At 33.3% G+C, this 25061-nt stretch carries 19 protein-coding genes; 9 read left to right on the top strand and 10 right to left on the bottom strand.

Translation table 11 applies throughout. The features are described from left to right. Positions 1-80 precede the first annotated feature (80 nt). Together ES675_RS11465 and ES675_RS11460 are read left to right on the top strand one after the other, a co-directional pair. Positions 81-3026 carry a sensor histidine kinase gene (locus ES675_RS11465; protein ID WP_066256377.1) on the top strand — a complete coding sequence of 982 codons (2946 nt, stop codon included), beginning with the start codon at positions 81-83 and terminating at the stop codon, positions 3024-3026. After that, complete coding sequence (locus ES675_RS11460) at positions 3023-3763, top strand: LytR/AlgR family response regulator transcription factor (protein WP_066256371.1); 741 nt, start codon at positions 3023-3025, stop codon at positions 3761-3763. The genes ES675_RS11465 and ES675_RS11460 overlap by 4 nt, the downstream gene beginning before the upstream one ends. Here the strand turns inward: ES675_RS11460 and ES675_RS11455 are convergent. Further along, complete coding sequence (locus tag ES675_RS11455; protein WP_066256367.1) at positions 3760-5319, bottom strand: FMN-binding glutamate synthase family protein; 1560 nt, start codon at positions 5317-5319, stop codon at positions 3760-3762. The two genes, ES675_RS11460 and ES675_RS11455, sit on opposite strands and share 4 nt — an antisense overlap. Positions 5320-5516: 197 nt before the next feature. Here ES675_RS11455 and ES675_RS11450 point away from each other — a divergent pair, with 197 nt between their 5' ends. The 4 genes from ES675_RS11450 to ES675_RS11435 all read left to right on the top strand — a co-directional run bounded on the left by ES675_RS11450 (position 5517) and on the right by ES675_RS11435 (position 11123). Next, a complete protein-coding gene (locus ES675_RS11450) occupies positions 5517-6941 on the top strand; it encodes a hypothetical protein (protein WP_246126255.1) in 1425 nt (474 codons plus the stop codon). Positions 6942-7013: 72 nt separating this feature from the next. Then, the gene (locus ES675_RS11445) at positions 7014-8123 is read left to right on the top strand and encodes a TlpA disulfide reductase family protein (protein WP_066256360.1); all 1110 of its coding nucleotides are present in this window, start codon (positions 7014-7016) and stop codon (positions 8121-8123) included. Between the two features lie 190 nt (positions 8124-8313). Then, the gene (locus ES675_RS11440; RefSeq protein WP_066256356.1) at positions 8314-8688 is read left to right on the top strand and encodes a hypothetical protein; all 375 of its coding nucleotides are present in this window, start codon (positions 8314-8316) and stop codon (positions 8686-8688) included. A 101-nt stretch (positions 8689-8789) separates the two neighbouring features. Continuing rightward, positions 8790-11123, top strand: coding sequence for an ATP-dependent helicase (locus tag ES675_RS11435; protein ID WP_066256351.1), 2334 nt, complete (start codon positions 8790-8792; stop codon positions 11121-11123). A 5-nt stretch (positions 11124-11128) separates the two neighbouring features. On the opposite strand, the gene ES675_RS11430 is transcribed toward ES675_RS11435, so the two are convergent. Next, entirely contained in the window at positions 11129-11992 is an 864-nt protein-coding gene (locus ES675_RS11430; protein WP_066256347.1) for an alpha/beta hydrolase, read from the bottom strand. Positions 11993-12046: 54 nt separating this feature from the next. Here ES675_RS11430 and ES675_RS11425 point away from each other — a divergent pair, with 54 nt between their 5' ends. Next, complete coding sequence (locus ES675_RS11425) at positions 12047-12667, top strand: L-threonylcarbamoyladenylate synthase (RefSeq protein ID WP_066256344.1); 621 nt, start codon at positions 12047-12049, stop codon at positions 12665-12667. Between the two features lie 110 nt (positions 12668-12777). Here ES675_RS11425 and ES675_RS11420 read toward each other — a convergent pair whose 3' ends face one another. The 3 genes from ES675_RS11420 to ES675_RS11410 all read right to left on the bottom strand — a co-directional run bounded on the left by ES675_RS11420 (position 12778) and on the right by ES675_RS11410 (position 15243). Beyond that, entirely contained in the window at positions 12778-13617 is an 840-nt protein-coding gene (locus ES675_RS11420) for an OmpA/MotB family protein (protein WP_066256342.1), read from the bottom strand. A gap of 191 nt (positions 13618-13808) precedes the next feature. Beyond that, the gene (locus tag ES675_RS11415) at positions 13809-14789 is read right to left on the bottom strand and encodes a glycosyltransferase family 2 protein (protein ID WP_066256339.1); all 981 of its coding nucleotides are present in this window, start codon (positions 14787-14789) and stop codon (positions 13809-13811) included. 4 nt (positions 14790-14793) lie between these two features. Then, positions 14794-15243 (bottom strand): type I restriction enzyme HsdR N-terminal domain-containing protein, encoded by a 450-nt coding sequence (locus ES675_RS11410; RefSeq protein WP_066256333.1) that lies wholly within the window; start codon positions 15241-15243, stop codon positions 14794-14796. A gap of 106 nt (positions 15244-15349) precedes the next feature. Between ES675_RS11410 and holA the strand changes: the two genes are divergently transcribed. Beyond that, entirely contained in the window at positions 15350-16354 is a 1005-nt protein-coding gene (gene holA, locus ES675_RS11405) for a DNA polymerase III subunit delta (RefSeq protein ID WP_066256329.1), read from the top strand. Positions 16355-16497: 143 nt separating this feature from the next. Further along, entirely contained in the window at positions 16498-17058 is a 561-nt protein-coding gene (locus ES675_RS11400; RefSeq protein WP_066256326.1) for a type 1 glutamine amidotransferase domain-containing protein, read from the top strand. 181 nt (positions 17059-17239) lie between these two features. Here the strand turns inward: ES675_RS11400 and ES675_RS11395 are convergent, their stop codons facing one another. From ES675_RS11395 to ES675_RS11375, 5 genes are all read right to left on the bottom strand, one after another. Further along, positions 17240-17716, bottom strand: a complete 477-nt coding sequence (locus tag ES675_RS11395; RefSeq protein ID WP_066252893.1) for a hypothetical protein — start codon at positions 17714-17716, stop codon at positions 17240-17242. Positions 17717-17832: 116 nt separating this feature from the next. Beyond that, a complete protein-coding gene (locus ES675_RS11390; protein ID WP_066253024.1) occupies positions 17833-18210 on the bottom strand; it encodes a DoxX family protein in 378 nt (125 codons plus the stop codon). 136 nt (positions 18211-18346) lie between these two features. Further along, positions 18347-20758: an alpha-ketoacid dehydrogenase subunit alpha/beta gene (locus ES675_RS11385; protein ID WP_066252896.1), complete on the bottom strand. Its 2412-nt coding sequence runs from the start codon at positions 20756-20758 to the stop codon at positions 18347-18349. Positions 20759-20943: 185 nt separating this feature from the next. Next, entirely contained in the window at positions 20944-23781 is a 2838-nt protein-coding gene (locus tag ES675_RS11380; protein ID WP_066252900.1) for a gluzincin family metallopeptidase, read from the bottom strand. Then, positions 23778-25061, bottom strand: a complete 1284-nt coding sequence (locus tag ES675_RS11375; protein WP_148367456.1) for a hypothetical protein — start codon at positions 25059-25061, stop codon at positions 23778-23780. Before ES675_RS11375 ends, ES675_RS11380 begins: the two co-directional genes overlap by 4 nt.

Genomic DNA, 25061 nt, shown 5'->3' with positions numbered 1-25061 from the left:
GATCTCAAACGTCATCAAAACTATTTCAGCTAAAGTAAAAAACACTTACTTTTGAAATAAGTAAATTAAAACTAAATATATTGAAACAAATACAACGCTATATCAGAATAACATGCATTTTGGTATGGCGTTTTTTTTCTATTTCATATTATGTTTTTAAAAAACAGGAGCACAGCATACAGCATGCTTATTTTTTATATGTATTTCTTTTCCTAAATGCATTTGCATACGCGCAACAGTTCACCAATTACTCTACAAAAGACGGCTTACCAAGTAACCATATCTATAAAATAGCCCAAGACGAAAAAGGGTTTTTATGGATTGCTACAGATAAAGGTTTGGTTAAGTATAATGGTAATACCATGAAAATATTTACCACCAAAGATGGGCTTGCAACTAACGATGTTTGGGAAGTTTTTCCCACTCCAGATGGAAAATTATGGTACCTCTCTAAATCATCCAAATTAGGATATATTGAAAATGATAGTGTTCATGCTTTTGAAAGTGAGCTAAAAGGCGAAATTTTTAATCCTATTTATTCAAGTCAAGTCGGAAATAAAATGTTCTTAACGAGTTCTAATACATTTCATGTTTTAAAAAATGAAAAGTGGAAGCTTTTAATCAAGTATCGATTAGGAGACTCTATTGCTGCAAATAGCTTTATTGACCATCCTACTATTTCTAGTTTTAAAACGACAGAATTATTGGACTCTGTTTTTGTTCAAGATAAAAACAATAAAACCATTAAAAGCTATGGTTTTAAAGATGTCTTGAATAGAATTCATAAAAGGGGTCAAATTACAGACAGTCTGTTTTATTGGGTAAATGATAAGCAATATTCTATTCTTAATTTGAATACTTTAAAATTACATAATCGGAATTTTAAGGATGAACTAGCATTAGAGCAATCTAAACACGTAAGAATAAATATAGTAAACAATAAAATCCAGATCTCTGGAAACGGATTTGTTGGTGTTTTGGATGAAAATTTTCACATTAGAAACACGTACTATATACCTGAACATTTAAAAGCCCATTTTGCGCTTATAGACAAAACAGGATCTATCTGGATAAGCACTTTTACAGATGGAGTTTACCACTTACCAATAGAAAAACAAAATATAAAATATTGTTTAACCGGCGAGAAAATAAATAATATCGGGAAGGTAAATGATAAAATTATTGCTAATGTTTTTAATAAGGGTTTTTATAAGTTTAACCAGTCTAAAAATGAATTTTTGCCATTTATAGACGAAGACGAATATCTATTTAAGGCCACTTATGTAGAGGAATTAGACACTGAATTTTACATGTCTAAACGTCATATTAAAATGGGAAAAAATAATGCGATTATAGATATTGATGTTCAAGACCGTATTTATTTAATGAATGACAAGGCACGTCAGCTTGTTTATTACAATGATTATTTGTTTGGGCAATTCTCCGTAGGAATCAATAAAATTAACCCTGAAAAATTTAGTATTGAGAACGAATATCTACAAAGTGGGATTAATGAATTGTTAATATTCAATGATAGGTTTTTAGTAGCCACATCAAGTGGTTTAAAGGAATTTAAAGAAGAGGTGATTTCTTCAATTCAATTTGATAACAAAGAATTTAATCAATCCATATTAAGTATTACTAAAATTTCAGACACAGAGATTTTGTTAAATACTGACGGATTTGGCACTTATATTACAGATTTAAAAACCATTAAGCAGTTACCTAAATCCGAATTTCTAATTGTAAATAATGCCTATTTAGAAAACAATACCATTTGGTTAGCAACCGAGTCTGGTGTATTAAAATACACAAAAGAAAATGATACGTTCGTTTTTCAAATGCTATTAGATAAAGACAACGGATTGCCATCTAATAGTGTAAACAATATACTCGTTCATGAAGAGAAACTTATGATAGGTACCAATAACGGAATCGCTATTTTACCAAAAAATCAAAAGCACACTCCACAATTATTAGATGTTTATATTGAGGAAGCACTATTTAATAATCAACCCATTACAACGCGTAATTCGGTGTTTCAGTATGAAGACAATAGTAGTATAAACTTTAAAATCTCTAATATAGATTATTCTGAAAGGCAGACGAATTTATCCTTTAATTACAAACTAGAACCCATATATCAGGATTGGACCCAAACATCCACTAATAACCTGAATTTTAATGACCTTCAACCAGACAGCTACACGCTTTTCATAGAGACTCAAGGGTTTACTGATCAAGTAAGCTTTATTATTAAGCCCTTGTGGTGGCAGAAATTTTGGTATAAAGCTTTCATGGTGTTACTAGCTATTAGTATCATCGTTTTAATATCAAGGTATTTTGTAAAACGCGCCCAATTTAAAAAGCATCAGAAAATTTTTGAGGATAAGCGTTTATCTGAATTACAGCTAAAAGCCTTACGTTCTCAAATGAATCCGCATTTTGTATTCAATTCCCTTTCAGCGATTCAGTATTATATAGGAGAAAATAATTTTGAAACTTCCGAGTTGTATTTAGTGAAGTTTTCCAAGCTCATTCGGCAATTTTTTGAGCTTTCAAAAGAAAACGAAATTTCATTAGAAACAGAAGTTAGCTTGCTTCAAAACTATTTAGAAATTGAGAAACTTCGCTTTAAAGAGAAATTAAACTTTGTGCTTAATGTAGATCCTAATTTGGTTACAAAGCACACCAAAATTCCAACCATGCTATTGCAGCCTATAGTTGAAAATGCCGTAAACCATGGTGTATTTAACAAAATGGATAATGGTTTAGTTACCTTAAATTTTATATACATAGATGAACACACCTTTAAAGTAGAAATAATAGATGATGGTGTAGGTTTTGCAAATACCAATAACAGACAAAGTGATGACGTAAAATCGTCTAATGTGTTGCATGATAGATTGCATTTTTTAAATTATTCTGAAAAATGGGAAATAGATTATAAAGCGGAAGAGTTAAATCCAAATAGGGTAGACAAAGGCAACAAATCTGTGTTTATAATTACTAAAAAACAAAAATGAAAAACATAACAGCCATATTAGTCGATGATGAAATTTCCAATCTCAAAGGGTTACAGAAAAAGATTGAAAATTTGTTTCCAGAAATTCAAATCCTAGGCGCTTATCAGAAACCTGAAGATGCTATTGTTGCATTAGAAAAACAAGAGGTTCATATTCTGTTTTTAGATATTCAAATGCCAAGAATAAATGGCTTTGAATTACTTTCAAAACTTACAGATGTTAATTTTCAAGTCATTTTTGTTACGGCGTATAGTGAGTATGCTATTGAAGCTTTTAAAAAATCGGCAATTGATTATGTGTTGAAACCTATAGATAATGACGATCTGGTTATTGCCATCAATAAAGCGCTGGATGTTATTAAATTGAAGAATGAAAGTGCTAGTAATTTAAAATTAGTGAACCTTTTAGAAGAGAATATTTCTAAAAATAATAAAGTCATTATTCCAACTCAAAAAGGGATTTCCTTTATACCTCAAGATGAGGTTCTTCATTTAGAAGGTTATGAAGGTTATACCAAAATTCATATTACAAATGGTGTAACCATAACAAGCTCTTACAATTTAGGAAAGTTTGAAAAATTATTAAGCGCTAATTTTTTTAAATGTCATAAATCGCATATTATAAATTTAGAAAAAGTACGTCATTTTGAAAACGAAGGCTATGTTGTTTTAGACAATGAATACCGAGTACCCATATCTAAAACAAACAAAAAAGCTTTTCTAAATTTATTTAATTAGGCTTTAGAACCTCCTAAATACTGACAATCTTTCAAGTCTTGAACGCTAGTAAAAGGAACAACAGTTTTGTTGTACATATACGTTCTGTCTAATTCTTTAGTTAACGTTTGGTCGTCCACATTTACAGCCACATCACTCATTTTAAACTGACAAGGATGTTCATATCCAGCAGCATGTGTAATTTCAATAAATTCTTTTCTAAAGGTTTTAAAATATTGTCCTAACCTTTCAGACTTTAAGGTAGGATCAATACCGCTTTGCAACCATTTGCTCTGTGTAGCAACACCACTTGGACAACGATTGGTATGGCAAATTTGCGCCTGAATACAGCCAATACTCATCATGGCTTCACGTGCTACATTTATACAGTCGGCTCCCATAGCAAAAGCCATAGCTGCTTTGGCTGGAAAACCTAACTTTCCACTACCAACAAAAACAATGCGTTCAGTTAAGTTTCTGTTTTTAAATACTTTATATAAGTCACTAAAACCAAAAACCCAAGGTAAAGAAACATGATCGGCAAAACTTGGAGGCGCAGCACCTGTTCCACCTTCGCCACCATCTACAGTTATAAAATCTGGGCCTTTGCCAGTTTTAACCATAATGTCTGCCAATTCTTCCCATTGCTCTAATTTACCAATGGCCGCTTTTATACCAACAGGTAATCCCGTTGCTTCTGCAATTTGTTCTATAAAAACCATCATTTCTGGTACATTTGAAAACGCAGAATGGTTAGGAGGAGATAGGACATCTTTGCCTAAAGGTACATGTCTTATATCTGATATTTCTTGTGTAATTTTAGCGCCTGGTAAAACACCGCCTTTCCCAGGTTTAGCACCTTGTGATAGTTTTATTTCAATAGCTTTTACAAATGGATTATTATCCACTAAAGCAATTAATTTTTCCATAGAAAAAGTACCATCATCACTTCGGACACCAAAATATCCGGTTCCAAAGTGAAACACAACATCACCACCATGCGAATGGTATGGAGATAAACCACCTTCACCAGTATTGTGATAGGCGTTAGCAATTTTTACACCTTTGTTCATAGATTCCACCGCTTTGGCTGATAACGAACCAAAACTCATGGCACTCACATTAATAATAGATGCTGGTCTAAACGGTTTTCTTCGGTTGTTATGAAGTCCCATAACCTTGGCGCAAGGTAAAAATGTAGGATCTGCTAGGTGCGGATGATTTTCGGGAAGTTTAAAAGGCATCATGGCATTATTAATAAAAATATGCTGATGTGCATAAATATCTCTATCAGTTCCAAAGCCTTCGTAATTGTTTTCGTGCTTTGCAGAGGCATAAATCCAGCCACGTTCAATACGGTTAAAAGGAAGTTCCTCTCGGTTATTGGCAACTAAATATTGTCTTAATTCGGGGCCAATTTTTTCCAGAATATATCTAAAATGACCTACAATAGGAAAATTATGACTTATTGTGTGGTGTTTCTGAAAAAATACATCGCGAATTGCAACTAAAACTAAAGCGATTAGTATCCACATCCACCAAGATATGTCGCCTAAAAAATCAAGGAAAGCATTCATAGAGTAAAATTTTTACGTAAAGATATTTAAAAATAATCTGAAAAATTAGATATCTTTATAAAATGGGCAAATCTGGAAAAAAGTGGTTAAAAATAGGACTCGGAATAATTATTGGTTTTTTAATATTATTATTTGTTGCACAGTGGTTTATACAAAATAAACTGACAAGTTTTCTTGAAAACGAACTTCCTAAAACCATGAAGGTCACGTATTCAGATTTACGTGTGAACATTTTTTCTGGTAGTTTGGAGGTAAATAAACTTAAATTTTCTAGAATAGGCGAAACAACCAATGATACATTAATGACGCTGAAACTTAATCAGTTATTGGTAAAAGATGTTGGTTATTGGAACTATGTAATGAATAATACCATTCATATTTCCGATTTGGAATTAGATAGCCCAGATGTTTTATATAACCACAACCCTAAAGTGCAAAAGTCTGCATACCAACCCAAATCTAACAAACCGTTTAATAAAATCGTGAAGTTGGATGATTTTAATATAGAAAACGGAAGCATCCAAATTAATGATGTGTCAACAGATTCCTTAATGCTACAAGTTAAAAACACCCAGTTTTCATTAGAAAATATTCGTTTTGACGAAAAAACGAAAAATCAGAAAATCCCAATAGCTTATGAAAATTTAAATCTAATTTTTGATAGTTTGTTTTTTAGAATGGGTGAATATGATGATTTAAGAGCAGGAAAATCTAGTATTCAAAATGAACAAATTAATTTGCAAGATGTTTCAATAAAAACAAAATATTCAAAAGAAGAATTGTCTCGCGTTATAAAAGTAGAACGAGATCATTATGATGTAACCATAAAATCACTTCAACTAAAGGATTTTAATTATGGTTTTCGTCAGGATTCTATTCTTCAAATTAAAAGTCCACAGGTGTTAATTTCGGAAATTGATGCAGACATATATCGTGATAAATTGGTAGCTGATGATATGAGCATCAAACCACTTTACAGCAAAATGCTACGAGATTTAAAGTTTGATTTAGCCATAGATGAGGTCAAAATTGCTGACACCAAAATTAGTTATTCCGAAAAAGTAAAAGCAGACCGTCAAGCCGGAACTGTTAATTTTAATGATTTTCAAGCCACAATAAAAAATGTGAGTAACACCTATGTGTCACCAACAAAAACAACATTGGATATTAAAACCCAATTTATGGATCATGCACCATTGCATGCCAATTGGGAGTTTGATGTGAATGATATTCAAGATAGATTCCTATTCCAGGCAGAAATAGATTTATTGAAAGCATCGTATTTAAATAAATTTTTACAACCCAATTTAAATGTGCGTTTGGAAGGTGAATTAGAAAAAACCTATCTAACTATTGATGGTAATGACAATCTCTCACAAATTGATTTCAAAACAAAATATCAAAATTTTGATGTGGTTGTACTGCGAGAAGGTGGTAAAGAAAAGAATAAATTTTTATCAGATGTGGTAAACATTTTTGTTTCCAAAAACAGTAATAAACGCGAATCTCAATTTAAAGAAGTTACCAAACAAGGAATAGAAAGAAACAAAAACCAATCGGTTTTCAATTATATCTGGATTAATACACGAGCTGGTTTACTCAAAGCTATGACGTTTGAATAATTTTCCAAATAAGAATTAACTTATTAAATCTATAGATTAAAATACTCAAAAAACTAACCTTAGACAAGACCTATGAAAATATCCCCAAAAATTAAAACCACCTTCCTATATTCATTAGGAATCATAATTGGATTCATGGTTTCTAGTTGTAAAAGCAATGAAAAACAAGATTTCTTTGAATTAAAAGGAACAGTCAATAACGATTTACCTGGTTATATCTATTTAAAATACGGCAGTAAAAGTGATAGCTCATTAGTGACCAGTAAAACCTTTTACTTTAAAGGTAAAGCTGAATATCCTATTGCAGCAAATTTAACTTTCGGACCTATTTCATCAATGGATGCACCTTTTTATTTGGAAAACACTTCAATAGATATGGATATTAATGTGGATCAAAGGGAATATAAAGGCTACGATGTTAATTTTATTAAAGTAAATGACATTAGTGGTACAAAAACAAATTTAATGCAAACCGATTTCGAAGTATTTAAAACGAAGTATTCGGATACAAAAGAATGGCGGTCTAAGCTGTTTTTAAAAATTGACAGTATTACAAAACTATATCCTAAACATCATTATAGTGCAGATTTAGTTAGTGAATTTGTAAATGATTCTACTATAGATATTAAACAAGTAAAAATTTTATATAAAAATTTAGATAGTTTGAATCCATCCAAATTTAGTATGGAATATATCCGCAGAATCATTGAGCCTTTAAGGGAAATACATGTAGGTAATACTATTATTGATTTTAAATTGCCAAATAAGGATGCTATAACAATTAACACTACTGATTATAGGGGATCCATGTTGTTAATAGACTTCTGGGCAAGTTGGTGTGCGCCTTGTAGAAAGCAAAATGTTGTATTATCTGATATTTATAAATCCTATCAAGATAAAAATTTTAAAGTGTTAGGTGTTTCTTTCGATACGAATTATGAAAAATGGATTTCTGCATTGGAAGACGATAAGTTAGAATGGGATAACGTTGTTGAACTTGATGGTATGATGAGTAAAATTGGAGCGAGTTATAACATTACGTTTTTACCTTCCAATGTTTTATTTGATGAAAATGGTGTTATTATAGCAGTTGATATTAGCATGGAAGATTTGAAGAATATCCTTGAAGAATCGACGCAGCAAAGTTCAAAACCTTTTAACAAAAAATCAGTATTGAATTAGTGATTACTTTCTAATGGTAGTATAAATAAAAATTGGTAAGTAAGCGCTAGCTTAATTTAAAAGGAATTAATTAAATGCTAATGGAAATTTGAATTCAATTATTTTAAAGTATTCTCTCGCGAGCAATAGACACAAACCGTGAGTGTCTTAAAATGTCCACGGCAAATATAATTTTATAAATTTTTACATTATGTTAAAAAACATTTTAAATTTAAAAGCCTCCTATTTAAATAAATTTTTACAGCCCAATTTAAATGTGCGTTTGGAAGGTGAATTAGAAAAAACCTATCTAACTATTGATGGTAATGACAATCTCTCACAAATTGATTTCAAAACAAAATATCAAAATTTTGATGTTGTTGTACTGCGAGAAGGTGGTAAAGAAAAGAATACGTTTTTATCAGATGTGGTAAACATTTTTGTTTCTAAAAATAGTAATAATCGCGAATCTCAATTTAAAGAAGTTACCAAACAAGGAATAGAAAGAAGCAAAAACCAATCGGTTTTCAATTATATCTGGATTAATACACGAGCTGGTTTACTCAAAGCTATGACGTTTGAGTAGGCTTCTCAATTTTACATAATAAATTGTTTATAATTATTCATAATTCTGACGGCCTAAACGGCTAACAATGGTTAATTTCACACTTTAAAAATTATAGAAGTTTGGAGAAGTATTTAAGCCAGTTAAATGAAGCGCAACTCGCGCCAACATTGCAGAAAGATGGACCGATGATTGTTATTGCAGGCGCTGGTTCTGGCAAAACGCGTGTGTTAACCTATCGTATTGCATACCTAATGAGTCAAGGTGTGGATGCCTTTAATATCCTATCATTAACATTTACCAATAAAGCAGCACGTGAAATGAAAGAGCGTATTGCAACTATTGTAGGAGAAAGTGAAGCGAAAAACCTTTGGATGGGAACCTTTCACTCGGTTTTTGCTAAAATTTTACGCTTTGAAGCTGATAAATTAGGCTATCCAAGTAACTTCACTATTTATGATACGCAAGATTCAGATAGATTGATTGCATCTATAATTAAAGAGATGAATCTGGATAAGGAAATCTATAAAACCAAACAGATTCGCTCCCGAATTTCTTCTTACAAAAACAGTTTAATTACCGTAAAAGCCTATTTTCAGAATCCTGAATTAATGGAAGCTGATAAAATGGCACGACGTCCACGATTAGGCGATATTTATAAAAACTATGTGGAACGCTGTTTTAAAGCAGGTGTTATGGATTTTGATGATTTATTATTGAAAACCAACGAATTGCTAACGCGTTTCCCCGAAGTATTAGCAAAATATCAGGATAAATTCCGCTATATCCTGGTGGATGAGTACCAGGATACCAACCATTCGCAGTATTTAATTGTTCGTGCCTTATCAGATCGGTTTCAGAACATCTGTGTGGTAGGTGATGATGCCCAAAGTATTTATGCCTTCCGTGGTGCAAACATTAATAATATTCTGAACTTCCAAAAGGATTATGACGATGTGAAACTCTTTCGTTTGGAGCAGAATTACCGTTCTACAAAAAATATTGTAAATGCAGCCAATTCCATCATCGATAAAAACCAAACCAAGCTTGATAAAATTGTTTGGACGGCCAATGATGAAGGTGCTAAAATAAAAGTCAACCGTTCGTTAACCGATGGTGATGAAGGGCGTTTTGTTGCGAGTTCTATTTTTGAAAACAAAATGCAAAATCAATTATTGAACAGCGATTTTGCTGTGTTATATAGAACCAACGCACAGTCGCGTTCTATTGAAGATGCGTTGAGAAAACGTGACATTCCGTATCGTATTTATGGTGGTTTATCATTTTATCAGCGAAAGGAAATTAAGGATGTCCTGTCTTACTTACGTTTAATTATTAACCCAGCTGATGAGGAAGCTTTAAAGCGTGTTATTAATTATCCGGCTCGTGGTATTGGGCAAACAACTATGGATAGATTGATTGTAGCCGCAAACGGTTATGGTAAAACTATATTTGAAGTCCTTCAAAACATTGATAAAGTAGATGTGAATATCAACTCGGGAGCACGTAATAAATTGCGGGATTTTACCACACTTATTGAAAGTTTTCAAGTGATGAATCAATCAGCAAATGCTTTTGAATTGGCTGATCATGTTGCGAAAGCCAGTGGCTTAATTAGAGAATTGAATAAAGATAGCACGCCAGAAGGTGTTGCTAAAATGGAAAATATTGAAGAGCTTTTAAACGGTATTAAAGATTTCGTTGAAGGGCAAAAGGAAATTGTAGATGCTACGGCTTCATTAGCAGAATTTTTAGAAGATGTGGCTCTGGCTACCGATTTAGATGCAGATAAAGGCGATGCCGATCACGTAGCATTAATGACCATTCACTTGGCAAAAGGTTTGGAATTTCCGTATGTTTATATTGTTGGTTTGGAGGAAGATTTGTTTCCGTCAGCTATGAGTATGGGAACTAGAAGTGAGTTGGAGGAGGAGCGTCGTTTGTTTTATGTGGCCTTAACGCGAGCTGAAAAACAAGCTTATTTAACCTATGCCTTATCGCGTTACCGTTGGGGAAAACTGATTGATTCAGATCCAAGTCGCTTTATTGAAGAAATAGACGAGCAGTATTTAGATATTATTACACCTATTGAAGAACGCCGTTTTAACCCGATGCTGGATGCCGATATTTTTGGCGATCCGGAACCCAATAAAGTTCGCTTTAAAAAACCAGTTCAACCGACTTTTAAAAAGAAAGGTGCACCCGTTTCTAAAGTGGTGAAAAAGGAATTACCGACTTCTAAAAATTTAAAACCGGTCAGTCAAACTAAAGGCAATACGAATCTATTTGATGGTAAATTAGCCGTTGGAAATATGGTAGAGCATTTGCGTTTTGGCAAAGGCGAAGTTTTAAAAATTGAAGGCGCAGGAGGTGACACAAAAGCGGAAATCAAGTTCAATAATGGTGGTGTTAAAAAATTATTATTACGCTTTGCTAAATTAGAAGTGATTGGCTAAACGCGCTAATCAAAATGTGTTTGCATAAAGGCTTTTAGTTTAATAGTGGAATCTAATAATTCAAGACCAATCCAACCATGACCTGCATTTGGGTATAGTGTAAATTCATTTATAACACCTAAATTATCCAGCTTCGCATGCATATCCGTTCCTTGTGATACAGGAATTAGTGGATCCATTCCGCCATAAAATAATATGGTAGGAGGTGCGGAAGCTGTGGCACGATGATATGGGCTTGCTTCTTCTAGAAATTCTGTAGACGCATCCACACCATAAAGATCCAGAAGGACTTGTAATTCAGGACTCGTATTATTTAAATATGCAGGATCCGTTAAATTTGTTGGGCCAACAATACTGCAAACCATATCAATATCAGAGTGAGTATCAAACGCATAGCTCCACAGTAAAGCTAAATGTGCACCAGCACTTACGCCTATAAACGCAAAATTATCATCAATAACATAAAAATTTCGTTGATTCTTTAGGTAGTTAATTACAGCAGTAATATCATTAATTTGCATAGGGTATGGCTGATTGTTCGCGTCTGCCAAGCGGTAATTCATATTTACAATTCCCATGTTTGGAAATTCACTTCTAATGTAATCCCTAAAACCATTCATGTCATTTTTGTCACCTGCGCTCCAACCACCTCCATGTACCAAAATCATCACGTTGGTGTCTAGGGTTCTGTTTGCTGGAAGATAAATATCAAATTTTTGATGGATACTATTTCCATACGAAACATTTAGTTTTTCATAATACGCTTTGGCATTTAAATCTGGGCCTTGAGTTGCCTCATCATCAGAATCGCAAGAAAATACAAGTAAAACTGTTAATGAACATACTAAGAGCGAATGAATAGTTTTCATAATAAATAGAATTAAGTATCTTGCTTAAGTTAACGATATTTCCCCGACAATAGTATGGCTGAATTTATAAGAATTTACGAAGAAAACCCAAACCCTAAAGAGATTAAGCGCGTTGTTGACGTTTTAAAGCGAGGCGGTTTAATCATTTATCCTACTGACACGGTTTATGGATTAGGGTGTGATATTACCAATGTAAAAGCTTTGGAGAAAATTGCTAGAATTAAAGGGGTAAAGCTAGAAAAATCAAATTTCTCCTTTATTTGTCACGATTTAAGTAATTTAAGTGATTATGTTAAGCAAATAGATACAACAACTTTTAAAATTCTAAAACGGGCGCTTCCTGGGCCGTATACGTTTATATTACCTGGCGCAAAATCGCTTCCATCTGTTTTCAAAAAAAAGAAAACCGTTGGTATTCGTGTGCCGAGTAATAATATAGCGCTTGAAATAGTGAAGCAATTGGGGAATCCTATTATTTCTACATCCATTCGTGATGAAGATGATGTTTTGGAATATACTACAGATCCCGAATTGATTTTTGAAAAATGGGAAAATTTAGTCGATTTGGTTATTGATGCTGGTTATGGCGATAATGTGGCATCTACCGTTATCGATTTATCTGAAGACACACCAATAATAGTTAGAGAAGGAAAAGGTAGTTTAGAGATTTTTTAATGAGCCTAAATAGGTTTGATACTCAAATTTTACTGCTATCAATTTAACTTATAGATAGAAAAAAAGCCCAATCGATAAGATTGGGCTTTTAATTTTATAGGCTTTAACGATTATCTACCGTCAGCTTCAAGGTTTTTCATTTCCTTATCAATCATGTCGTAAAATTCATCAATTTTTGGTAAAACAATGATTCTTGTACGTCTGTTTTTAGCTCTGTTTTCAGCAGTATCATTATCAACTAAAGGTTGAAATTCACCACGTCCAGCTGCAATAAGTTGTTTAGGTGCTACACCTAAATCTTCTAATACACGAACAACAGATGTTGCACGTTTAACACTTAAATCCCAGTTGTCAATTAATGGTGGTTTGTTATAAGGAACTGGGTCTGTATGTGCTTCAACCATACATTCAAATGTAGGTTTCGCTTTCACAACAGTTGCCACTTTTCCAAGAATTTCTTTAGCTCTAGTTGTTACACTATAGCTTCCACTTTGGAATAACACTTTATCAGCAATAGAAATAAATACCACACCTTTCTCAACATTTATTTCAATGTCTGGATCGTTGATACCAACTTCTTTTTTCAAACTTGTTACAAGCGCTAACATAACACTGTCTTTTTTACTAACAGCATCTTGTAAACGACCAATTCTTAAGTCTTTTTCTTTTAAACTCTCTAATGATTTTTCAACATTACTAGCACCTTTCGTTGTTAGCATGGTTAAAGACTCATTACTTGTAATTAGGTTGTCGTTGGATCGTTTTAAATCAGCAATACGATCTTCTAAACCTTGTGCTTTAGTTAAGCAGGAGTTTAATTTTATCGTCGCTGTATTTAATAAATCTTGTGTTTCTTTTTGCTTCGCTTCAAGAGCTGCATATTCCTTCTTGGAAACGCATGAACTCAAGATGAACATTGCAGAAATACTCAATAAAATTAGTTTTTTCATAATACTTAATGTGATTTTAGATGTTATTTGTTAACATACCAAAATTATACAAAAGATTAGTTCATTTGGTACCTATTAACAAAAACTTTAACAAATTTATAAACAATTAGTTTTCAGTATAATAAATTAAAAAAAGAATTATTTTTAACTTATTTGAATAAGAAATGTGCTCTATAAAATAAGGTTCATTTTTAAGAACGATACAAACCTTTAATATGATAATCCCAAACAATAGATTTGGTTTTAAAATAACCTGTTTTCTGATTTAGCACGTGTCGCTTTTTCAATAAGGTTGGAAGGTTTTTATAAAAGCTTAAATGGGCTTTTAGGACAGCTAAAATGTGCTGAAACTTAAACGTGAATAGAAACATAACACTAGCAACACCATCTAATAAAAGACGTGTGAAAATTAGTAAGAATAAATTACCAGACGCATTTTTTGTGAGTGTAAATAAACTATTCCTAAAGTTTAAATAGGTTTTTTTGGGGTTGGTGTTTTTTAACGTAGCACCTCCAACATGAAACACAGTTGATTTTCCAATATAAACCGTTTTTAAATCTTGATTGAAAGCGCGCCAACATAAATCAATCTCTTCCATGTGGGCAAAAAACGATTCATCAAAACCTCCTAACGTTTTAAAAACTGATTTTCGGATAAAGAAACAGGCTCCTGACGCCCAAAATATGTCCGCTTTGTCATTGTATTGCTTATTATCTTTTTCAATAGCATTAAAAACACGTCCACGACAAAATGGATATCCATATTTATCTATAAATCCGCCAGCTGCTCCAGCATATTCAAAATAAGCTTTGTTTTTATAATCTAAAATTTTTGGTTGAATGATTGCTGTTTCGGAGTTGTTTACAAATTCAGTTAGAATAGGTTTTAGCCAATTTTCTGTTACCTCCACATCTGAATTCAACAAACAATAGATGTCTTCCTCAACCTGTATTAAAGCATCATTATAGCCTTTTGCATAACCACCATTTTCAGAATTTTCAATAATGGTGATTTCTGGAAAGTTCTCCTTTATATAATGGACAGAATCATCGGTTGATGCATTATCGGCAACATAAATGGTAGCTTCTTCAGAAAAAGCCATAACGGCAGGCAAAAACTGCTCTAAAAGTTTTTGTCCATTCCAATTCAATATAACAACGGCTATTTTCATAGTATTAATCTCTCTTATAATCAGGAATATCTTTTAAAAATGTGTAGCATTCCGCTTCTAAATCCATTTGGCAATAATAATGATTTAAACCATTTGTTACCATTAAATAGGTAGCGTTTAGGGTTAAGTTATATTGTGCAATTTGGTCAAATGTACTTTGATTAATAGGAATGCTTGGCGCTTTACATTCAACAATTAGGTGAATGGTACCATCAGAATTATAAACGACAATATCATAACGTTTCTTTAAATCGTTGACACGCAATTCCTTTTCAACGTTTATAAGCGATTTAGGATAGTTTTTTTCCTGCATTAAAACTTGCAAGCAATGCTGACGAACCCATTCTTCAGGTTGTAAAATCACAAATTTTTTCCGAATAGGATCGAATATAGATACTTTATTTTCGCTATTTTTGAAACGAAACGAAAACTTCGGAAAATTGAGTGCTTGCATAGTTGCCACTTATGGTTTTGCCAAAGTTAACGTTCAATAGTCAAAAACCAAATGCCTTAAGTCTTTTTTAAGAATAGGTATTTTAAATTTCGAAAAGTCAGCAATTTTGGACGAAGTCAAACAATTAGTAAGCGATATTAAGAACCGGAATTTTAAGCCTATTTATTTTTTAATGGGTGAAGAGCCTTATTATATTGATAAGGTTTCCGATTATATTCAAGAAACCGTTTTAACGGAAGAAGAACGCGGTTTTAACCAAATGGTATTATATGGTCGCGATGTAACTATTGATGAAATTGTTGGTAATGCTAAACGTTTCCCCATGATGGCGGAATACCAAGTCATTATTGTTAAGGAAGCACAAGATTTATCTCGAACGATTGAAAATTTAGTGGAATACGCTAAAAACCCGCAGCCATCAACCATTTTGGTATTCAATTACAAATACAAAACGATTGATAAGCGTAAATCACTTTACAAGACACTGAATAAAACAGCTATAGTTTATGAAAGCAAAAAATTATACGATAATCAAGTGCCAGCTTGGATTAATCGGGTTTTGGCTGGAAAAAATTATAGCATCACGCCTAAAGGTGCACAAATGCTAACCGAGTTTTTGGGTACGGATTTAAGCAAAATTAGTAATGAATTAGATAAACTGCGAATTGTTCTGCCAGAAGGCACACAAATTACACCTGAACTGATTGAAGTGAATATAGGAATCAGTAAAGACTATAATAATTTTGAGTTACACAAAGCTATTGGCTATCGTGATGTGGTAAAAGCGAATAAAATCATCAACTACTTTGGTGAAAACCCGAAAGATAATCCCATGGTTTTAACCGTTGGTTTTTTATATACGTATTTTAGTCGTGTGTTACATTTGCATGGTTTAAAGGATAAATCATCAAGAAGTGTGGCAGCTGCCTTAAAAATATCACCGTATTTTACGGAGGAATATATTGTTGCAGCTCGTAATTATCCCATGAAAAAAGTAAGTGCTATTATTTCTGATCTTCGTGTTTTTGATGTGAAAGGAAAAGGCGTAGGCGCCAATGCGGTTCCACAAAGCGATTTACTGAAAGAACTCATGGTTCGGATTATGTATTAACAGTTTTTCTTCATTTTAACATCTCAACTTTATCCTTTAACACTTTTTATTAAACTTCCGTTAAATGACGGCTCAAATTCGTTGTGAGCCTAGATATCTATTATATTAAGGTAAACGAATTAATAATCTTAAAAATACTTAAAATGAAGGATTTAAATAAAAAGAGAGTAGCCATATTAGCTACAAATGGTTTTGAAGAAAGTGAATTAAGAGAACCAAAAAAAGCACTAGAGGAAGCAGGAGCTCATGTTGATATTGTGAGTTTAGAATCAGGAACTATAAAATCGTGGACAGACGGAAATTGGGGTAAAACCTATACTGTTGACAAAACGTTTGACAGTGTTTCGCAAAGCGATTACAACGCCTTAATGTTACCAGGAGGAGTCATTAACCCTGACGTATTACGAACGAATAAAAACGCCGTGAGTTTTGTGAAATCATTTTTTGAAAATAACAAACCTGTAGCAGCAATTTGTCACGCACCTTGGTTGTTAGCTGAAGCAGATGTTTTAAAAGGCCGAAAAGTAACATCTTACGGTTCAATTAAAACTGATATTATGAATGCTGGCGCAAATTGGGTAGATGAAGAAGTTGTGGTGGATAGCGGGTTAGTAACAAGTCGTTCACCAAAAGATTTACCAGCTTTCAATAAGAAATTAGTGGAAGAGGTTTATGAAGGTAAACATGAAGCACAGATGGCATAATTTAGTTGTCAATCTTATAAAAAAAAACGCAAGCTATACGGTTTGCGTTTTTTTTTATGTTTATTCAAACCTGCATCATTCTGAACTAGTTTCAGAAACCCATCATTTTTTTCTGAATAGCGAAAACAAAGAAATTTTGGGGACTTTGATAGGTGTTTAATTTAACGCCGTATTTGATTTATTATTCTTTCAACTCTTCCAAAACCAAATTGTAATCATACTGTAAATCTTCATGTAAGGTTTTAACAATTTTTTCAATCATTAAAATCTGTCTATCATAAATATTGGTAAGTGTCACATTTCTTTTTATAGAAGGTGTCATATCCTTTAAGCATTCACAAAAATAGAGTAGGAGCTCGACTTCCGTTTCCTTTTTTAGGGAATAGCGTGCGTACTTTTTAATGAGTCTCAAGATTTTCCGAACACTTTTTTTTATATAGAAATAGCTGTTGGTATTGATAGTTGAAAACTGCAAATCGATTTCACTTTTAACGGATTCTATATAACCCGTTTCATCATGAGATTCAAACAATAAATAGGTAAGCAACTCCTTGTTTTCTTTTTTAAATTTAGACAAGCGCAGCACCAATTCCATTAAATCTTTATCGGATTTATGCTGTAACTCTTTTTTTATGGTAACTACGGAAACGGCTTTCATATTTATTTTTCGTGAACTTGTCTACCGACAGGTAGGAACGAGATTTTTTTTGTTTTATTAAATCATATTGATCTCTCAAAATGAGGGATCCTTTCTATTTTGAGTTAGGTTTAAAATTAAGGCTTATCTAAAGAATACTTTCCAGGACCCGCTAAAAATATCACTAGAAATCCAACAAGATATAAAAGTGCTTTTTCTTTGGTGCCAAAATCATCTTCCCAATGAACAATAAAAGCAGCAACCAACATGGTTATAGTTGGTGGTAGAGCAGCTAATTTGGTTTTAAATCCAATAATAATAAATATAGGTGCCACCACTTCACCAATAAGGGCTAAAATTAATGATAATGTTGGACCAACACCAATAGGGTCACCAAATTCAATAGGACTTGCAAATAAACGTTCAATTTTGGGAATTCCATGAACGAGCATCATTCCAGAGAGGCTAATTCTTAAAACGGCCAAACCTAAATCGTTATAATTTTTTGTCAGCATAGGTTCGTTTTTTTGTGAAGCCAATATAAATAAAAAGCGTCATTGTTTTAGTTCGAGCATAAATATAGTAAAACAAAAAGACCTGATTGTTAATTTAAACAATCAGGTCTTTAAAATTATTTTTAAAAATTGCGACTTATCTCAATTTTGGAAAATCACCTGGATTTGACTCGTGCATGACGTTGTAAACCGCTTCAAAAACATCTTCAACAGACGGTTTAGAAAAATAGTCACCATCCGTTCCATAAGCTGGCCTGTGTGCTTTAGCTGTTAATGTTTCTGGTTTGCTATCCAAATGCTTATAAGCATTTTGGGTATTTAAGATTTCATTTAAAATAAATGCCGAAGCGCCTCCAGGAACATCTTCATCAATCACCATTAAACGGTTTGTTTTCGCCACGCTCTTAACAATATCATGATTTAAATCGAAAGGCAATAAGGATTGTACATCAATAATTTCGGCACTAATCCCAACTTCTAACAATTCTTTAGCTGCTTGTTCAATCACACGAAGTGTTGAGCCGTAAGATACTAATGTAATATCAGTCCCTTCACGAATGGTTTCAACAACTCCTAATGGTGTTTTAAATTCACCAATATTAGTAGGCATTTTTTCTTTTAAACGATACCCATTTAAACACTCTACAATTAAAGCAGGTTCATCACCTTCTAATAATGTGTTATAAAATCCTGCAGCTTTGGTCATGTTTCTTGGTACTAAAACGTGAATACCACGGATTAAATGCATTACACCTCCCATTTGCGAACCTGAATGCCAAATACCTTCCAGTCTATGACCACGTGTTCTGATAATTAATGGTGCTTTTTGTCTGCCTTTGGTTCTATATTGCAAAGTTGCTAAATCATCACTCATAATTTGCAAGGCGTACAGAATATAATCCAAATACTGAATTTCTGCAATTGGACGTAAACCACGCATGGCCATGCCAATTCCCTGACCCAAAATAGTAGCTTCACGAATCCCAACATCGGAAACACGTAATTCACCATACTTTTCTTGCATGCCTTCTAAACCTTGGTTAACATCGCCAATATGTCCAGCATCTTCACCAAAAACAAGGGCTTCTGGGTATTTGCTAAAAATAGCATCAAAATTATCACGAATTACTAATCGTGCATCTACGTCTTCGCTATTATCATCATAAGTCGGTTTTACTTCTTTGATTTTTAAAGCCGATTTATCAGAATGCGAATATAAATGTGAACTATATTTAGGTTGAACAACCGCGAAATAGTCGTTAATCCAAGTTGTTAGTTGCTGTTTCGTTTCAGCAGAATCTTTCACCACAAAGCGTAATGCTTTTCGTGCTGTTGATAACATATCTTTACGAATTGGCTCTGAAATTTCAGCCAAATCATTTTTTAATTTCTCAATAAATACTTTATTTGAACTCGCAGCAGCTACCGTTTCTAATAAAGCAACCAAATCATTCTGTTCTTGCTTTAAAGGCTGCGTAAACGCTGTCCAAGCTGCTTTCTTACCATCGCGAACTTGCTTTTTAATGGTTTTCTCAACAGCCAGTAAATCGTCATCAGTTGCTATTCCATTGGCAATAATCCACTCACGAAGTTTCACATTACAATCAAATGCAGCTTCCCAAGCTAAACGCTCTTCATTTTTATAACGTTCATGCGAACCAGACGTGGAATGCCCTTGTGGTTGCGTTAATTCTTGAACGTGAATTAAAACTGGAACATGTTCCTCACGTGCTACTTTTGACGCTTTTTGGTAGGTTTCAATTAAAGCTGGATAATCCCAGCCCAGAACACGTAAAATTTCAAAACCTTTAACGTCTTCTTCACGTTGGAAACCTTTTAAGATTTCTGATATATTTTCTTTAGTCGTTTGATGTCTGGCGTGAACCGAAATCCCGTAGTCATCATCCCATACACTCATCACCATTGGGACTTGTAAAACACCAGCAGCATTGATGGTTTCAAAAAATAACCCTTCACTTGTGCTTGCATTTCCAATCGTTCCCCAAGCCACTTCATGACCTTCGTTGGAAAAATTAGTGGTATCAATGCCTTTAACCTGTCTGTATATTTTTGATGCTTGCGCTAATCCTAATAAACGTGGCATTTGTCCAGCTGTAGGCGAAATATCAGCACTGGAATTTTTTTGTTCTAACAGGTTTTTCCAATTGCCATGTTCATCTAAACTCTGCGTTGCAAAGTGTCCACCCATTTGGCGTCCAGCAGACATAGGTTCTTCCTTTAAATCCGTATTTCCATAAAGTCCAGCAAAAAACTGCTCAATATTTAAAGCACCAATGGCCATCATAAAAGTTTGATCTCGATAATATCCTGAACGGAAATCGCCATTTTTGAAAGCTTTAGCCATGGCTAATTGTGGTACTTCTTTACCATCGCCAAAAATTCCGAATTTTGCTTTACCAGTAAGCACTTCACGACGACCTAATAAACTGCACTCACGTGAGGTGACTGCTAGGTTGTAATCGTTTAAAACTTCGGTTTTAAAATCTTCAAAAGAAAGGTCTTTATTTACTTCAGGATTTGCTTTCATAGGTGATTAGGTGTTTTTGCAAAGGTAATTATTATAAGTAAGATTCACAACGGGAAATACTGTTATAAAAATGCATGATTATAAGAAAACACCCTGTTTTTCTGTTAAATTAATAATAAAATGATGATTTAAAGGATTCTGTTACAGATAGTGTAGTGAATGAGAAGATGCTATTTTATAAATATTTAATACCAACGCCTCGTAAACAATCCTAACAAGGTTTTAAAATCTAACGTGACAATAAATCTAATTTTATCGGCATATTGTGGCTGGGCAACTTCCCATCCTAAATTAGAATAAACCGGAAAATAGAGTTCAAAATAATCTTCAATTAAACTCACGCGTACACCCGTATCATAAACAAATTCGGCGCCATCATTATGGTTTTTTACGAAGCCAACATCACCATAAGCCATGATGTATTTCCAAATAGTCATACTGCCATTTAAGGTGGTTATCCATTGATTGGCAAAACTAGGTTCTAATTGCGATTTAAATCCACCTTCAGCAATTATGAGCTGCTGGCTGAATAATCCATCACTTTCCGAGCGCCCGTAATAGTTGTAGTCGAATAAATAATCGGTTGGTCTATCTAGAGCAAAGCTGAAGTAATCGGAATTATTATAAGTCTTATTATAAAGAAAAACACCAGCAAAGAAGCGTAAATTATATTGACGATTGTTTTTAGATAGCTTTCTGTATTCATAATTCAACGCCACTTTTCCAAATTTTTCAGAAAACTGTGTGTCTGCAAACCACGAGGAATAGTTTATCAAATCTTTATCAATATGATTATAGCGTAAATTAAGAACACCATAATTTGGTTGATTGGTTTCAGAAGTCAATAAAGCTGTTGGATCGGAATCCCGATTAATATCTACATACCGTAAGTTTAAATAATGGCGCTTGTTGGAACGTAGGTTGCTTTTATCACGAAACGATAATTGAACGGCAGGTGTAAACTTCCGTACAAATAAACCGTCGGAATAACTGGAATAACTGGCGCCAACACCATAATTAATGTTGAATAATGGTGACGAATCATCAATATACTGAAGGTAGTTTAATGTAACAGAGCCCGTAAGGGATTGCGATTTTAAACCATATTGAGGTGCTATTTTATAATAGAAATTTTTGCGTAACACCGTTTTATTATAGGCTTTAACACCCAAAACAATACCATCATAAATATTATTAAACTCCACAATTGGCATGAGGAAAATCTGGTTGTAATCGGGATCTTCAATATCTTTAATTAACCGAACTTGTAATGGCCTGTTAAAAAGCGCTTTTGTGAGCGTCTTGGTATTGTTACGCATATTGAATTCTGGTACAACCTGATCGTGATTTAAAACAACCTTTGTGGTTTCCGTATCAGGAATCGTTACAGTTAATGAATCTTTAATGCTACCTAACCAAATTTTAGACGTCACCGTTTTATCGGTAAACGAGAACAAGGTGATTGGCACATTAATATTACTTTTATTTTTAATGGTTACCCGAATGGAGTCGTTTTCGCGAACAGCCTTGGAAATGGTGTAATCAATATATTTTTTTGTGTGAAGGTAATCGGTAAAAAACCAATCTAATTCTTTATCGGTTTTCGATTTTAAAATGCGCTCAAAACTTTCGGTATTGACTTCTTTATTTCTATTGGTATTTAAAAATTTGGTAAGTGTGGAATCTACCGTATTGTTTCCTAAATAATCATTGACATACTTTAAACCAACGCCAGCTTTATACTTATTGGCAATATTCTCATTAAATTTTATTAGCGAATCTTTTGCCATGCTTAATGGCTGATCAATATTTTGACGCGCCATATGCATATATAGAAAACTATATTGTGCATTGAAATCCAATTGCATGGCATGAAATGATTTGATACCCCAAATATTAGAAAGCGTTCCAGCTAATTTCATATGTGGATAATTCTCATCCACATATTTCATTAAATAATAGGTTTGAATCCCATCTATTAACCATTGATCCGTTCGTGGATTAATCAGCAGAATATTTTCTAAATAATTACGAAGTCCTGTTTTTAATATTTTTAATTCATACTGAAAGTGATCTGGAAAAGGTCTGATAAAACTCGGCAATAAATTCAATCCATAAATAGGACTTTTACGATAATCAATATCTGTAATCAATAAACGTTCATGTGGATATTCGCCTAAATTTGTGGTTAAAAACTGAACTATTTTGTCCGTAACCAAGGCTTTATTCATGACACTCAAATTCTCATCATCTACATTGGAAACAATGGTGAACTGATCTGTTTCTAACTCACGATATAATGATAGTTTGTTTAAAAACAACTTGGAATTAACGCGATTTTTCCCCGAAAACACAATCGTTTGTGTGTCTTTTACATGGTAATAATCAATTTTATCTAATTCAGATTCTAAATAATAACCTAATGGGCAGGTAACTTCCAGTCGGATATCTGATGTTGGTACAAACATATCATCCAAATCTTTATGACTGCTATATTGCCATTCGCCATTATAAACAGCTGGCGTAACATACCAATACCGAAGATTATAATCTCCATAGGAACTTACGCCATATCGTGTAAACTTATCATTGGGTACTTGAACAATATAATTTAATTGAATGGTGTATGAATTGTTTGGAAGTAAGGGGTTTTCTAAACTTACTTTTAAAACATCAATGTGATTCTTTACGATATCAAATTGTAATTCCTTGTCATTTTGATGGATGGATGTTATTACGGAATAACCACGATCTTCATTTTTTGCGAAGTGAAACTCCGTTTTAAACTCTTCAGAAAAACGTTTTGCTAAAGGGGTGCTTTTTGTTGCAAAACTGTTGCTCCAATCGTTTAGATAAATGGATTGAAGTGTATCATTCGTTTTATTAAAATAGGTAATAGACTGCGCAATACGTATCTGATTTTTTTCCACATCAAACGTCGCTTTAATATTCATGGCATTTTGTCCAAATGCTAGAATACTAAATGTAAAAAGGATGCTCGTTAATAGATATCGAATGCTCAATGTGTTTTAATAAACTTTAAAGGTTCAACTTGTGTGTTGTTGGCTACAATATAATAGATGCCAGCAGATAAATTTGTTAAGGTTACGTTATAAGTATACGCAGTTTTAACAGGGATGGTTTTTACGTGTTGTCCTAATGTGTTGTAGATTTTTAAATTGTTCGTCCCTTGAGGAAGCGTGTTTACTTTTAAGGTTAAAGTGTTTTGAACGTAGTTTGGACCAATAATTTCTATTGGTTTAGTTACCGCTGTCGAAAATTCTGGAACTGATAACGTTGCATTCGTAGAAATTTTCAGCGTTACCGGTAAGTGATCACTAAAATAATGAAGTGCTTCACGAATGCTAATGGAATACTTGGTGCCAGCACACTCCGAATCAATAATAGATTTATTGTAACAAGGCACATTGCCATTATTGCCATACACTTGATAACTGTTTGGTTTGTAATACAGATCTGTATTGGTTAGCATATTTTCCGAGGTCATGATAAAATCAAAACGATCATCAAATCCGCCATTGGAACCACCAAAACCAGTTTGCGTTCTAGTAGATTGTGTAAACACATTCACATAATTGGTGTTATTATGCCAGCTGCCAATTTTATTTGCAGGATCGGCAAAAGTTATCGGGTTTGTGATATCAATAAGTTCCTGAAAAGCAGGTTCTGAACTAGTATACACATTAAAATCGCCAGCTAACATGACATTGCTAGTTGTTGGTAACGTACCCAGATAGGTTGTTAAATCGGATACCATTTGCAGTCTGGAAGCTTGATTTTGGGTTCCGTTAGATGCTTTTAAATGGCAAACTATTGCGTCCAAATATAGTGGGTTGGTTTCTTGGTTAACCGTATTTAGTTTTAAGCGATAATGATTAAAATCTCTGTAAATAGTAGGTACAATTGTTTGGCTTTCTAACGTGAATTTAGAACTATCATAATAAATTAAATTCTGTAAATCGTTTTGGTTCCCAGTGTTATCATCAGAGGTATTGGTTTGAAATGTTGCCATCTCAAAATCACTGTTAATTCTATCTTGTATCATCTGCAAAATACGAGTCGCTCCAAATTCATTATTGAGTTCACAAACCATAAAAATATCAGGACGATAATCGTCCAAAATTATCTCTAAATGAGAAATTCTATTTGGCACAGCATTTTCCGAAGGAAAGTTCAGGATATTGTAAAACATCACATTAAAAGATGCTTGCGAATATATTCCTGTAAAATTTAAGATACCGAAAAGCACCAAAAAGAATCCTTTGTTTTTTATGTAGGCCAA

Source organism: Algorimicrobium algoritergicola (assembly GCF_008086165.1).
GTDB lineage: Bacteria > Bacteroidota > Bacteroidia > Flavobacteriales > Flavobacteriaceae > Algorimicrobium > Algorimicrobium algoritergicola.
This window is presented reverse-complemented; position numbering and strand designations above follow the sequence as displayed.

Bases quoted from the DNA above. Each gene is read 5' to 3' on its own strand.
- ES675_RS11420 (WP_066256342.1), bottom strand. From the start codon at position 13,617: ATGAAAAAACTAATTTTATTGAGTATTTCTGCAATGTTCATCTTGAGT.
- ES675_RS11460 (WP_066256371.1), top strand. From the start codon at position 3,023: ATGAAAAACATAACAGCCATATTAGTCGATGATGAAATTTCCAATCTC.
- ES675_RS11390 (WP_066253024.1), bottom strand. From the start codon at position 18,210: ATGCTGACAAAAAATTATAACGATTTAGGTTTGGCCGTTTTAAGAATT.
- ES675_RS11400 (WP_066256326.1), top strand. From the start codon at position 16,498: ATGAAGGATTTAAATAAAAAGAGAGTAGCCATATTAGCTACAAATGGT.
- ES675_RS11455 (WP_066256367.1), bottom strand. From the start codon at position 5,319: ATGAATGCTTTCCTTGATTTTTTAGGCGACATATCTTGGTGGATGTGG.
- ES675_RS11430 (WP_066256347.1), bottom strand. From the start codon at position 11,992: ATGAAAACTATTCATTCGCTCTTAGTATGTTCATTAACAGTTTTACTT.
- ES675_RS11410 (WP_066256333.1), bottom strand. From the start codon at position 15,243: ATGCAAGCACTCAATTTTCCGAAGTTTTCGTTTCGTTTCAAAAATAGC.
- ES675_RS11425 (WP_066256344.1), top strand. From the start codon at position 12,047: ATGGCTGAATTTATAAGAATTTACGAAGAAAACCCAAACCCTAAAGAG.
- ES675_RS11440 (WP_066256356.1), top strand. From the start codon at position 8,314: ATGTTAAAAAACATTTTAAATTTAAAAGCCTCCTATTTAAATAAATTT.
- ES675_RS11415 (WP_066256339.1), bottom strand. From the start codon at position 14,789: ATGAAAATAGCCGTTGTTATATTGAATTGGAATGGACAAAAACTTTTA.
- ES675_RS11445 (WP_066256360.1), top strand. From the start codon at position 7,014: ATGAAAATATCCCCAAAAATTAAAACCACCTTCCTATATTCATTAGGA.
- ES675_RS11450 (WP_246126255.1), top strand. From the start codon at position 5,517: ATGAAGGTCACGTATTCAGATTTACGTGTGAACATTTTTTCTGGTAGT.
- ES675_RS11395 (WP_066252893.1), bottom strand. From the start codon at position 17,716: ATGAAAGCCGTTTCCGTAGTTACCATAAAAAAAGAGTTACAGCATAAA.
- ES675_RS11385 (WP_066252896.1), bottom strand. From the start codon at position 20,758: ATGAAAGCAAATCCTGAAGTAAATAAAGACCTTTCTTTTGAAGATTTT.